Below are 12968 nucleotides of genomic sequence, written 5' to 3'. Positions count from 1 at the left end.
GAATTACGCAACAAAGCCGTGCAGGGGATACGAGTCATGGTCTTGAAAACGGTGCTCCCTTAGAAAATGGAACAAAACTTGAGGATTCGACAAATAACCTGAAGGAAAAGTTTAACGACTTTAGCGAAGTTGACGGGATCATAGTGGATAGAACAATTACGCGCTTAGGCGATGACTTCTACTTCTTCTTCTCGCAATCGCTCAACGAGAGTTATCCCAACCTTAAGGAAAATTTGACGGTAAAAGAGAGGCCAACGGCTTTATCTGGAAGCATCATAGAGGTTCAACACTCTAGAAAACCGGTCTTCCGTACGGCGTTGTCCCCTGGTCGTAGACAAGCGAAAGAACGAGCTGCCGATGCCACTCGAGTTGTAGGGAATTACATTATCAGATGGCAAGCAGAGAGACTCTTTCAGGACACTTACGATCTAGACCATGATGAATTTTAAGGAGCCAAGGATGTCGATATTTTCCAGAAAGGCCGCGCTCATTGCGCTGATAGTTTCGCCTTCGGTTTACTCAAGCGAATTAGTTTATACGCCCGTAAATCCAAGTTTTGGCGGAAACGCTTTAAACAGTTCTCACCTTTTTAATCACTCTAATGCTATCAATGATTATGAAGACCCAAGTGCAAGGGATATCTTTGATGAGCAAGAATCAGCCTTAGATCGTTTAGCGTCTAGTTTAGAGTCTCGTTTGATAAGCCAGTTGCTTGCTGATGTAGGTAACGGAAATACAGGGCAGTTAGAAACAGATGACTTTTTCCTCAATATTGTTGACGACTCCGGGACCTTACTCGTTCAAATCGTCGATAAAGCGACAGGGGAATCAACAGAAATCAGTGTTTCGGGACTAAACCCAGACCTCTAATCACAAGGATTGTGTTATGAAATCGATCATTATCGTCCTCTTGACCTTTGTGTTGGGAGGGTGCACTTACTCTATGCAAATTCCAGAGACTTCTGAAACGCCAAAACTGATGCCGAGAGGATCGACTTATACCGATCTTATCTCATTACCTCAGCCTCGCGGGAAAATATTGGTCTCAGTTTATGACTTTAGAGATCAAACAGGCCAATACAAGCCTCAGCCAAACAGTAACTTTTCCACAGCAGTGCCACAGGGTGGGACGTCTTTATTGACGACAGCACTTATCGACTCTCAGTGGTTTGTACCTCTGGAGCGTGAAGGGCTCCAAAACTTATTGACTGAACGTAAGATCATTCGAGCGGCTCAGAAAAAAGATAAGGTCGTAAATAATCATGGGGCAGACTTGTCGTCTTTGAGTTCCGCTAACATCGTCATCGAAGGCGGGATTGTGGCTTATGACTCGAATATCGTGACAGGCGGTGCGGGTGCCAAGTATCTTGGGGTCGGTGGTTCAGGACAGTATAGAACCGATCAAGTGACGGTTAACTTAAGAGCCGTTGATGTAAGAACCGGGCAAGTTCTATTGAGTGTCACCACCACTAAAACTATCTCTTCACACGAGATTGGGTTCGGCGCATTTCGATTTGTTGATTACAAAGAACTGTTGGAAGTTGAAATGGGCTATAGCCAAAATGAACCGGTCAATATTGCTGTGATGTCTGCTATTGATGCCGCGGTGATTCATTTGATTGTGAAAGGAATGAAGCGTGGAATGTGGTCGCCGGGCGATCCGAATGCATTAGAAAATCCGATTATCGCACGTTATTCCGAAGCGAGTACAGACATACTTTAAGCTACCGAGTAAGCAGCAAAATAGGGCTATGCGGAAAACGGACCTTTCCCTTAGCCCTGTTTTTTTCTTCAAGCAACTCAATGATCAATTCACATCACACGTAATATCTTTTATCGGTGTTTCCGAGGTAACAAAACAAACATACGCTTCCGCTGGCTTATTCGGGCCTATTCGATTTATTTCATCTTCATCAAACGTCACCGAGTGAGAGCTTCCCGTTTGGTTGTCGTAAAAGTTTGCTTCAAAATTGTTGTTCATTTGGCTTGCGATACGGTTTCGTGTTGTAGATGTTGTGAACGTAATATTGGCGCAGCGCATCGGTGGTTTCTCTGTAATCAAAAACTGTCCGCTTTCTTTATCTAATACACCGCCTTTGGTATCCGGTTGTATGTCTATCGCCTGAAACTGTTCGATGGTTCATGTTTCTTTGGCTGAGGCTATTGAGGGCATCAGCATCGTGAGGGCTAAAGGGAAAGCAAAAAGTACTGGTTTCATTAGAACAACGCCATAGGTAAAAAGAGCGAAAGATAATAGCACTGCAATGGTGCTATTAAATGTAAAGATTCTGTTATTAAGGAAATGCTTTTATAACGAAAACAAAATGAGGTTGAGCATCGTTAGCTTTTTTAGCTAGTCTCAAATTGACATTGGGCTGATTGGCTTTGTGATTGCTGAATGACACTGAAGCCTTTCTTTTCTAATAACTGTATAAGGTTACCTTCTCCAATTAGGTGCAAGGTACCAACTACTATCATGTAGTTCCCTTTAGTCTTAAGCTTCCAATCATTGGAGGATAGTTTGTTTGCCCAGTCTATGTTGCGATCGGTTAAGAATGCTTTCTCAAGTTCAGGCGATATCTCTGACAGTTCTGAGAAGGCTTCCAGCTTCGCTAAATCACCCGCTTTCCAGCTTTCAATCAGGCAATGAACCACGCGATCAGTTTGGTCAAATTCTTCAAGGCTACTGACTAACCACTCTTTACCGTCGTCCTTTTGTTTTGTCATCAGGTCTATTTGGAATTGCAGAGGCTCCAAACTGATAACCGGAACATCTTGGGTAGTCGCTTTGTTCGCTAGCGTCGCATCAACGCCGCTGGCGGAGCCATAACCAAGGTTTTTTAACTGCTGCATTTGTATGGAGAGAGAAGTTGCCCAAGGCGGTGAACTAAGCAGCTGTTGCGTCGGCATGCCCAATGATTTTGAGATGTCGGTTAATAATTGCAGCTGTTGTTCATTGAGTACATCGGCAGTTGTGAGTTTGTTGTGGGGATATACAACGCCATCAGACTTTCTGATATCCGTTTCGATAATTAAGCCATCACTGTTTTTTAGCGCGTCGGTGATCGCCGAAGGAAGGGGGTACATACTCTCGTCTCCAACGTGCACTGAACCTAAGATAGTGAGTGTCAGATCATCCTTTTGTGCTTGCCAATAAAGGGGCTCGGCGACCGCTTGCCTAGCTGAAAAAGCGAGAACGAATAAAACCATGTACCAGAGTGGACGCAAAGGGAGCTCCTTAAGGAAGTATTAAACTCGTTAAAATCGATTTTGACGGTGTTTTTTAACGGTTTTTTTTGAGAACAATGTCACGTTGTTTGTACGAAAAGTATAATAATACGCTGAAACTCTAAATCCTTTCTGACTACCAATGACACGATTTTATGAAATCGGTAAAAAAGATTGTGATTCATTTCTCAAATTTTACGTCAAAATTAAAATGACGGAAGTGCCGTTGCTTGTAACTTGATGATTTTATTTAAATTAAATTTATCAATATTTTTGAGATTTGAAGCCGATCACTTTATTAGCTCGATTTAATTCACGGTAAAAAATAAGCCCATATAGTTTATCTAACTTTCGAAGCGCTCCATTTTGCTTCTTACTCAATTTTTAATTTATGGGTGAATACGATGTTGAAGAGAAACTTACTATCTGTAGCGGTATTGGCTGGCCTAACAGGTTGTGCAGTAACGCAAGCACCAGAACAAAAAGTAGTGAATGCACTGGCTGATAATCTTGATGTTCAGTACGAAATTCTAACTAATCATGGTGCGAATGAAGGCTTGGCTTGTCAGGACCTAGGTGCTGAATGGGCGTCATGTAATAAAGTGAACATGACGCTAACCAATGAAGGTGAAGCGATTGACTCTAAAGATTGGAGCATCTACTTCCACAGTATTCGTCTTATTTTAGATGTTGATAATGAGCAATTTAAGATCACTCGCGTTACTGGTGACCTTCACAAGCTAGAACCTACTGAAAAATTTGACGGCTTTGCGGCTGGTGAAGAAGTGGTTCTTCCGTTAACGAGTGAATACTGGCAACTGTTTGAAACTGACTTTATGCCAGGTGCATTCGTGACGGCGCCAAACGCAGAACCTAAGATGATTGCATCATTGAATACAGAAGATGTTGCATCGTTCGTAACTGGTCTAGAGGGTAATAACCTTAAGCGTACGCCTGATGATAATAACGTAATGGCGACAGCGGTGACGCGTTTTGAAAAGAATGCTGATCTAGCAACGCAAGACGTATCAACTACTTTACTACCAACGCCAATGTCGGTAGAAGCCGGTGAAGGTTCAGTTAGCATTGCTGGTGGTATTGCCCTACCTAAAGACGCATTCGACGCTGAGCAATTCGCAGCAATTGAAGAACGTGCAGATGTGGTAAACGTAGATGTGAGTGGCGACCTACCTGTGAGTGTCGCTGTTGTTCCTACTCAGTTTACGGGTGATTTAGCGAAATCTGGCGCTTATGAACTAAGCATCTCGGAAGAGGGGATTGCAATTAAAGCGTTTGATAAAACGGGTGCTTTCTACGCAGTTCAGTCTATTTTTGGCCTAATAGATAGTCAGAACGCTGAATCATTACCACAACTGTCAATTAAAGATGCGCCGCGCTTTGATTATCGTGGTGTGATGGTGGACGTTGCTCGAAACTTCCACTCAAAAGATGCCATCCTAGCAACGCTAGATCAAATGGCGGCATACAAGATGAATAAACTGCACCTTCACCTAACGGATGATGAAGGTTGGCGTTTAGAAATTCCAGGTTTACCAGAGCTAACGGATGTAGGGTCTAATCGTTGTTTTGATTTGGATGAACAAAGCTGCTTACTGCCTCAGCTAGGTTCTGGTCCAACAACAGACAACTTTGGCTCTGGTTTCTTTAGTAAAGCGGATTACGTCGAGATCCTAAGCTACGCTAAAGCGCGCAGCATCGAAGTTATCCCTGAAATTGATATGCCAGCACACGCTCGTTCAGCTGTGGTATCAATGGAAGCGCGTTACACTCGTCTCATGGCGGAAGGCAAAGAAGCAGAAGCGAACGAATACCGCTTGATGGATCCGCAAGATACATCGAATGTAACCACGGTTCAGTTCTACGATAAGCAAAGCTTCATTAACCCATGTATGGAGTCATCAACTCACTTCGTCGATAAAGTAATCTCTGAAGTGGCGGCAATGCACCAAGAAGCGGGCGTACCGCTAACGACTTGGCACTTTGGTGGCGATGAAGCGAAAAACATTAAGTTAGGCGCTGGCTTACAAGATATTAATGCAGAAGACAAAGTGGCATGGAAAGGTAACATTGATTTATCTAAGCAAGATAAGCCGTTCCAACAATCTCCACAATGTCAGAAATTAATTGCTGACGGTACAGTAAGCGATTTCGGTCACCTGCCAAGCCACTTTGCAGAAGAGGTGTCTAAGATTGTTGCTGAGAAGGGTATTCCACACTTCCAAGCGTGGCAAGATGGCCTGAAATACAGCGAAGGTGAAGAAGCATTTGCAACAGAAAGTACGCGCGTTAACTTCTGGGATGTTCTTTACTGGGGCGGCACTTCATCAGTTTACGACTGGTCTGCGAAAGGTTATGACGTAATTGTTTCTAACCCAGATTACGTATACATGGATATGCCATACGAAGTAGACGCAGCAGAACGTGGTTACTACTGGGCAACACGTGCAACCGATACTCGTAAGATGTTTGGCTTTGCGCCAGAGAACATGCCACAAAACGCAGAAACATCTCTAGACCGTGACGGCAATGGCTTCAGTGGTAAAGGTGAGGTTGAAGCTAAACCTTTCTACGGTCTGTCAGCTCAACTTTGGTCAGAAACAGTACGTACTGACGAGCAATATGAATACATGGTGTTCCCTCGCGTATTGGCAGCAGCAGAGCGCGCATGGCACCGAGCAGATTGGGAAAACGACTACAAGGTTGGTGTTGAATACTCTCAAGAAACTAACTTAGTGAATAAGCAAGCGTTGAACAGCGACTTTAATCGCTTCGCGAATATTCTTGGTCAACGTGAGCTAGCTAAGCTAGAAAAAGCGGGTATTGATTACCGACTACCAGTTCCAGGTGCGAAGGTTGTTGACGGTAAGCTAGCGATGAACGTTCAATTCCCAGGTGTAGAGCTGCAATACTCTGCTGATGGCGAAAACTGGCTAACATACGATGAGCAACAACGTCCATCAGTTTCTGGTGAGACTTACATCCGCTCTATTTCAGAAAGTGGTGAGAAAGTAAGTCGAGTGACCTCAGTTAAATAATCGATAAGCACTATTAGTAGAAGAGCTCCTGACCTTTATCTTATTCAAGATAAAACGGGAGCTCTTTTTGTTTACTGCGAATTAGGTGCATATCCAAAACTGAAACATATAGAAATCGCCTTTGGTCATATCATCAACAATGCACATAAGGTGACTTTAATCCCAAAAGTGACGCGCTTCTCATTATTCTCTTCAAAAAATAAGCCACCTGTAAAAAACTCTAAATCAGATGTGATTCAACTATCTAGATCTAATTTTTCTTCGTGAAATAACGTGATCCCGATCTGTATATTTTTCCATCTTAAGTTTTTTATCAATTTTTATGTTTTTAAGTTGTTGATTTTAAAGTTTTAAATAACTTGTCTTTTTTTGATAGTGAGAGGGATCACTCTGCTGTCCCTTTTATTTTTAAACGCGAATTAATTCGAGCAACATAGATTTCATGCCAGGGAGGCTACCAACTACTCAAGCGGTGAAGGTGAATGATGTACCGAAGATGTGCCGCTGAAAAAATTAAACTAAGGCAGTTTACTATGAAAAAAATTATCGCTCTAAGTGCTCTTTCTCTTGCTTTCGCTTCTAGTGCTTTTGCTGGTTCTTCTTACGTAACGGGTAACATCCAAATTCATGACGATGGCCGTATCCACGGTTCTGACATGACTTCTACGCTAGAAGCTGGTCACACGTTTGACAACTCTCTAGGCGGCTTCACGGTTTATTCTGAGTTTGATGGTATCCAACTGGGCAAACTTGAATCTGAAAATGGCGGTGCAGGTAATACTACTCCAGGCATCACTGTAGGTGGTGAGCAATCTTTCAACATCACTGACAACCTATGGGTTGCTGCGGGTTACCAACACCTATTCTCTGCAGGCGAAAGCATTCAGTTCCGTCCACTAGTTAAGATCGGTTACAACTTCGACAACGGCATCTCTATTAGTAACCGTACTCGTGCACACATCGATGATACTTCAGCTAATGCTGACACAGACTACCGCATGGATAACCGCATTGCTTACACAGTGAATGCTGACCTAGCGCTTAGCTACAACAACGTATACATGATTGATGCTGAAGCGATGGACCACGAGTTACGTGCAACATGGACTCGTCAAGGTGTTCAACCTTACTTTGAATTCCGTAGCCAAGCTAACGGTGTAGATTTCGCAAACGGCGATTCTAAGCAGAACAACGCATTCGTATTCGGTGCTTCTTACGGCTTCTAAGCTGATTCGCTTGGTTGCTTAGTCTATTAGATTATTAGCCGAGTGAGCTTCTTCGCTAAATAGCTTTTTGCTAAATAGCTTGCTAGCTAATTAGCGAGGGGAACATAGCGGTACTAACAGCCCGGTTGGTGCCGCGACAAGATTTGCTTTACTGTCCAAAAGCAAAGAGCCTAGCAAGTAAACCACAGTCTTGGGTTTACTGAATGCTAGGCTCTATTTTTATGACTTCTTTTTATTGCTGTGTGTTGGTCTGTTTAGGTTCTATTTTCCGTTGTAGTGACGGTATTCAAACACCTGACCTTTTTCATTAAACGCATACACAGAATACTCGTCTTTCTTATCGCCATATTCCATGCCTGGCGAACCCATTGGCATACCCGGAACCGCTAAACCAATCGCATTACGTGGTGGGTTTTCTAGAAAGGCTTTAATGTCATCTGCTGGAATGTGTCCTTCAAATACGTATCCGTCGATCTCTGCAGTGTGGCAAGAGGCTAGCTCTTGTGTTATCCCTAGTTTCTGCTTGATTGGGTTCATATCATCGTGGAGCTTCTCAGTAACATCGAACCCAGCATCTCGCATATGTTCAGTCCATTCTGTGCAGCAGCCGCAGTATGGAGATTTGTGGTTTAGAACATCAGTAGCTAAAGCTTGTCCTGAGATTGTAGCGAGTGCAGTAAGAGTCATAATTTTACGAATCATGGTTAACCTCATGAATATGGTTTTTGTTGATATTAGAATGAGTGGGTTTGAACAGTCTTAATCTGTTGGCATTGCTGACTACGGTGATTGATGACATCGCCATCGCAGCGCCTGCAACGACAGGGCTAAGTAAAAATCCAAAGAATGGGTAGAGCACACCAGCCGCAATTGGAATACCAAGTGAATTATAGATAAAGGCACCAAACAGGTTTTGCTTCATGTTTCTCACGGTCGCTTGGGAAAGCTCAATCGCGTTACTGACAGATAATGGCGACGAGTTGAGTAGCGTCATTTGCGCACTTTCAATCGCCACATCGCTGCCGCTACCCATTGCTATGCCTATATCTGCTTGAGCAAGTGCAGGCGCGTCGTTAATACCGTCTCCGACCATGGCAACACTCTTATATTGCTGTTGCAGCTGAACAATGTGTTGAGCTTTCTGCTCTGGAAGCACTTCTGAAATCACTTCGTCGATACCGACGTTTTTACCTATCGCTTGAGCTACAGAGTCGTTGTCGCCCGTTAATAGCACAGTGTGAATTCCGGCGGATTTTAGTTGAGCTATCGCCTGTTTGCTATCTATTTTTAACGCGTCTGAAATGCCCAATATGCCTTCCAGTTTTTGGTCGATGACGACGAAGATTGGCGTCCATGCTTGTGCGCGGCAAAGTTCAATAAAGTCACTACCTATTTGAGTATCAACACCGAGTTGGGTTAGGTATTTAAGAGAGCCGACTTGGATGTGTTTTCCGTTAATGTTGGCTTGTACGCCAAGGCCGCGGCGGTTTTCAAAGTCGCTGTGTGGGAGTACTGAAACTTCCAAGCTCTCTGCATATTGGCAAACGGCTTTGGCAAGTGGGTGCTCAGATCCTACTTCCACTGAATAAGCGTAAGCCAGTAATTCCCGTTCCGTTAGATTAGGGTAAAAGGCCTGTTGAACGGTTGGTTTTCCTTGGGTCAATGTGCCTGTTTTATCAAACACAACAGCATCGATTTTGCTAGCTGATTGCAATACATCGGCGTCTTTGATTAGAACGCCAAACTCAGCCGCTTTACCGACACCGACAGTAATAGAGAGTGGGGTCGCGAGACCTAATGCACATGGGCAAGCGATGATCAGCACGGTCGTCGATACCACTAGCATGTAGCTTGCACTTGGTTGTGGGCCAACAAAAAACCAAACTAAGGCGGCAATGGCAGCGATCGCGACTACAACAGGAACGAAAACAGCAGAGATAGAGTCGGCAAGCTTGGCAATTGCAGGTTTACTGCTTTGTGCTTGGCGAACCATCTGGATAATGCGAGCCAACATAGTGCTTGAGCCAATTCCTGTCGCTTCAATAATTAAGCTGCCGTCACCATTAATGGTACCTGCAGAAACGCCATCATTAACTGATTTTACGTTGGGAAGCGGCTCACCAGTCAGCATCGATTCATCGATATAAGATTCACCCGAAACCACGACACCATCGACAGGGACTTTTTCTCCCGGCTTTACTCGAACTTGCATGCCAACTTGGATGGCCTCTACGGCGATGGTTTGCTCTTTGCCATCGACGATAACCATCGCTTTTTGAGGCTGTAAATTAATCAGTGCCTGTAGCGATTTTGTAGTGCGAGCTTTGGCTTTGGCCTCGATGTAGTGACCCAAAGAAATAAGGCCAATGATCATCGCGCTCGCCTCAAAGTAGACGTGGCGAGAAGCTTCAGGGAACCATGATGGAATCAGCACAACCAACATTGAGTAGAACCATGCTGCGCCTGTACCCAAAGCTACTAGCGTGTCCATGGTCGCGCGTTTATGCATCAAGGATTGCCAAGCATTGGTGAAGAAGCTGCGTCCAGAAGTGGCTAACAACACTAAACAAACCACACCAATGAATCCCCAAGCCAGTTGGTCGTTAAATGTAGTAATGGTCATGCTGCCGCCGAACACGCCCCATGCCATTAGCGGTGCCCCAAGCAGTAGCGCACTCACTGAATTTTTTAGGAAGGCCTGTTGAGTGCGAAGTTGTTGCTCTTGCTGTTTTTGTTGTTGTGTTGCCGCATCATCAACAAACTCGGCGCCATACCCCGCAGCTTTGACTGATTCGATGAGCTTGTTTTCAATGAGATCACGTGTTTTGGAGGTGAAAACCAAGGCAGTTTGTTCGGCAAGGTTGATCTGAGCTTGGTCGACAAACTCATTCTTTTTCAGTGCTTTCTCTACCGAAGAGACACAACTCGCACAAGTCATCCCCTCAAGAACAAGGTGATAGGTATATTGGCTAGCAGCAGGTTTATCTTGTGTCGGCTCCACTGGCGCTGTTTTTTTATCGTATTCTGAATCTGAATTAGATAAAGGCTCATTAACTTCTGAGTAGGAAGCCGCGTGATAACCCACGCTTTCGATCAACTCAATAAGCTCGGGTTCTGAAAGCTGAGTAACCAAGGACAATTCATGTTTGCTGATTTCTAGGTCTGAGATTTGCTCGGTTTGTTCAAGTGCTTGAGTCAGCTTGCTAACGCACTTACCGCAGCTAAGACCGGATAACGAAAGGTGCAGTTTATTGCCCATGCTATAACCAAGCGTCGCCAACTGTTCGTTGAGTTGAACGTAATTAAATGGAGTCGAAATATCGATGTAGGTCGGCGATATATCATTGATCGTCGTGTTGTCGAGATCAGCAAACAGGGTGCGGACTTTCTTCGCACAACCCATGCAATTTAAGCCGTTGAGCGCGGTTGTGTAGTGGTTCATATCGATACTCCAATTCTCATCTACGCCTAACATAAACCTTCCCGTAAGGGTAAGGTCAAACATAAATTCAAGAATTTGATCTTAGTGGTGCATTAGCTGGTGGATTCAATTTGGGAATGAGAGAGGGGAATAAAGAATGTGCGACTATAACCTACAGGCTAATACCATCGATTTGCTACTTTGAAGACGTAATTGGCCTTTCAATAACAGCTTTCGTACAACAACAGTGCATTAATCATTCACTACTGATTGTAGATTTAAGCGGTGGTGATAAAATAGCGCCCAAAATTTAGTGATATTTTTCTGTTACAGGCTTTGTAATGGCGAGCACTAAAAGAATCACCTACATAATCAAGGTATTTAAATGACGGTTAAAACTCGTTTTGCTCCTAGCCCAACTGGCTATCTTCACGTTGGTGGTGCACGTACTGCACTTTACTCTTGGCTATTCGCTAAAAACCAAGGCGGTGAATTCGTTCTACGTATCGAAGACACAGACCTTGAGCGTAACTCTCAAGAAGCGGTTGATGCAATTCTAGAAGGCATGCAATGGATGGGTATGGAATGGGATGAAGGTCCTTACTACCAATCTAAGCGTTTTGACCGTTACAACGAAATGGTTGATAAGCTACTTGCTGAAGACAAAGCATTCAAATGCTACGCGTCTAAAGAGCTGCTTGATGAAATTCGTGCAGAGCAAGAAGAAAACAAAGAAATGGCTCGCTACGATGCTAACCACCCTAAAATTGTTGCAGCAAACGAAGCAGCAAAAGAAGGCGATGCGTGCGTTATCCGTTTCCGTAACCCTAAAGAAGGCAGCGTAGTATTTGATGACCAAATCCGTGGTCGCATTGAAATCGCAAACAGCCAACTTGATGACCTGATCATTCGTCGTACAGACGGTGCACCAACTTACAACTTCGTAGTTGTAGTGGATGACTGGGATATGGGTATTACACACGTTGTTCGTGGTGAAGACCACATCAACAACACACCTCGTCAAATCAACATCTATGAAGCACTAGGCGCGCCAGTTCCAACTTTCGCTCACTGTGCAATGATTCTTGGTGATGACGGTGCGAAACTTTCTAAGCGTCACGGTGCTGTTTCTGTAATGCAATACCGCGACGAAGGTTACCTACCAAATGCACTAAACAACTACCTAGTTCGTTTAGGCTGGTCTCACGGTGACCAAGAGATCTTCTCTCAAGAAGAGATGATTGAATTCTTCAGCCTGAAGGCTATCAGCAAGTCTGCTTCTGCATTCAACACTGATAAGCTACTTTGGTTGAACAACCACTACATCAAGACTTCTGAGCCTGAGTACGTTGCTAAATACCTGCAATGGCACCTAGACGCACAGAAGATCGATACAACAAATGGCCCAGCTATCACTGAAGTGATCAAGCTAGTTGGCGAGCGTTGTAACACGCTTATCGAACTTGCTGAGCAATCTCGTTACTTCTACGAAGATTTCTCTGAGTTTGAAGCTGGTGCAGCGAAGAAGCACCTACGTGGTGTTGCTAAAGGCCCACTAGAGCTTGCTCTTGCTAAGGTTGAAGCACTTGAAGATTTCACTACTGCAAACATCAAAGATGGTGTAATTGCAGCTGTATGTGAAGAGCTAGAGATCGGCATGGGTAAAATCGGTATGCCACTTCGCGTAGCAGTAACAGGCGGCGGTCAGTCTCCTTCTGTTGATGCAGTGATGGAGCTTGTTGGTAAAGAGCGCGTAATCGCTCGCATCAAGATGGCTCTTGAGTTCATTGCTGAGCGTGAAGCTAACGCTTAATCCTATTTCTCTTGTTTGAGATAGAATGTACTTGAGATAGAACGATCATCAGCCGACAGCTTAATTCGCTGTCGGCTTTTTATTGGTGCGCCGAGCATGGCGTTGATCTAGGAGGTGAAAGTCCTCTACGGGCTCAGTCGAGCGAGAACCGTTAGCCTATGCAAGGGTGTTCACCGTGAGGTGAAATCTGAAGGAAGCAAATGGCAAAACTTGGTTGTGACGAA

At 44.3% G+C, this 12968-nt stretch carries 9 protein-coding genes and 1 pseudogene; 6 read left to right on the top strand and 4 right to left on the bottom strand.

The features are described 5' to 3' along the window. Positions 1 to 2 precede the first annotated feature (2 nt). From AB4209_RS20360 to AB4209_RS20350, 3 genes are read left to right on the top strand one after another with little or no spacing between them, the layout of a single operon-like run. On the top strand, positions 3 to 449 hold the full coding sequence (locus AB4209_RS20360; RefSeq protein WP_372057132.1) for a curli production assembly/transport protein CsgE: 447 nt from the start codon (positions 3 to 5) through the stop codon (positions 447 to 449). Positions 450 to 459: 10 nt separating this feature from the next. Next, positions 460 to 870 carry a curli assembly protein CsgF gene (locus AB4209_RS20355; RefSeq protein WP_372057130.1) on the top strand — a complete coding sequence of 137 codons (411 nt, stop codon included), beginning with the start codon at positions 460 to 462 and terminating at the stop codon, positions 868 to 870. 16 nt (positions 871 to 886) lie between these two features. Beyond that, on the top strand, positions 887 to 1723 hold the full coding sequence (locus AB4209_RS20350; protein WP_372057128.1) for a CsgG/HfaB family protein: 837 nt from the start codon (positions 887 to 889) through the stop codon (positions 1721 to 1723). Between the two features lie 84 nt (positions 1724 to 1807). Here AB4209_RS20350 and AB4209_RS20345 read toward each other — a convergent pair. After that, positions 1808 to 2218 (bottom strand): annotated as a pseudogene (locus AB4209_RS20345) (hypothetical protein). Positions 2219 to 2349: 131 nt separating this feature from the next. After that, positions 2350 to 3228: a TraB/GumN family protein gene (locus AB4209_RS20340; RefSeq protein ID WP_372057126.1), complete on the bottom strand. Its 879-nt coding sequence runs from the start codon at positions 3226 to 3228 to the stop codon at positions 2350 to 2352. Between the two features lie 404 nt (positions 3229 to 3632). On the opposite strand from AB4209_RS20340, the gene AB4209_RS20335 reads away from it, so the two are divergent. Together AB4209_RS20335 and AB4209_RS20330 are read left to right on the top strand one after the other, a co-directional pair. After that, on the top strand, positions 3633 to 6284 hold the full coding sequence (locus AB4209_RS20335; protein WP_372057125.1) for a beta-N-acetylhexosaminidase: 2652 nt from the start codon (positions 3633 to 3635) through the stop codon (positions 6282 to 6284). Positions 6285 to 6817: 533 nt separating this feature from the next. Further along, positions 6818 to 7510 carry an oligogalacturonate-specific porin KdgM family protein gene (locus AB4209_RS20330; protein ID WP_017064150.1) on the top strand — a complete coding sequence of 231 codons (693 nt, stop codon included), beginning with the start codon at positions 6818 to 6820 and terminating at the stop codon, positions 7508 to 7510. Positions 7511 to 7771: 261 nt separating this feature from the next. Here AB4209_RS20330 and AB4209_RS20325 read toward each other — a convergent pair whose 3' ends face one another. Continuing rightward, positions 7772 to 8212 carry a DUF411 domain-containing protein gene (locus AB4209_RS20325; protein ID WP_372057123.1) on the bottom strand — a complete coding sequence of 147 codons (441 nt, stop codon included), beginning with the start codon at positions 8210 to 8212 and terminating at the stop codon, positions 7772 to 7774. After that, positions 8202 to 10985: a copper-translocating P-type ATPase gene (locus AB4209_RS20320; protein ID WP_372057121.1), complete on the bottom strand. Its 2784-nt coding sequence runs from the start codon at positions 10983 to 10985 to the stop codon at positions 8202 to 8204. Before AB4209_RS20320 ends, AB4209_RS20325 begins: the two co-directional genes overlap by 11 nt. A 331-nt stretch (positions 10986 to 11316) precedes the next feature. On the opposite strand from AB4209_RS20320, the gene gltX reads away from it, so the two are divergent. After that, positions 11317 to 12744, top strand: a complete 1428-nt coding sequence (gene gltX, locus AB4209_RS20315) for a glutamate--tRNA ligase (RefSeq protein ID WP_017064147.1) — start codon at positions 11317 to 11319, stop codon at positions 12742 to 12744. Positions 12745 to 12968: the final 224 nt, after the last annotated feature.

Origin of the sequence: Vibrio sp. 10N.286.48.C11, assembly GCF_041469805.1 — a bacterium.
Classification (GTDB): Bacteria; Pseudomonadota; Gammaproteobacteria; order Enterobacterales; family Vibrionaceae; genus Vibrio; species Vibrio crassostreae_C.
Note: the sequence above shows the minus strand (reverse complement) of the source record. Positions and strands in the feature narration are given on the sequence as shown.

What these genes read in the sequence shown, in the direction of transcription:
- AB4209_RS20330 (WP_017064150.1), top strand. Translation starts at nt 6,818, where the DNA reads ATGAAAAAAATTATCGCTCTAAGTGCTCTTTCTCTTGCTTTCGCTTCT.
- AB4209_RS20355 (WP_372057130.1), top strand. Translation starts at nt 460, where the DNA reads ATGTCGATATTTTCCAGAAAGGCCGCGCTCATTGCGCTGATAGTTTCG.
- AB4209_RS20320 (WP_372057121.1), bottom strand. Translation starts at nt 10,985, where the DNA reads ATGTTAGGCGTAGATGAGAATTGGAGTATCGATATGAACCACTACACA.
- gltX (WP_017064147.1), top strand. Translation starts at nt 11,317, where the DNA reads ATGACGGTTAAAACTCGTTTTGCTCCTAGCCCAACTGGCTATCTTCAC.
- AB4209_RS20335 (WP_372057125.1), top strand. Translation starts at nt 3,633, where the DNA reads ATGTTGAAGAGAAACTTACTATCTGTAGCGGTATTGGCTGGCCTAACA.
- AB4209_RS20350 (WP_372057128.1), top strand. Translation starts at nt 887, where the DNA reads ATGAAATCGATCATTATCGTCCTCTTGACCTTTGTGTTGGGAGGGTGC.
- AB4209_RS20325 (WP_372057123.1), bottom strand. Translation starts at nt 8,212, where the DNA reads ATGATTCGTAAAATTATGACTCTTACTGCACTCGCTACAATCTCAGGA.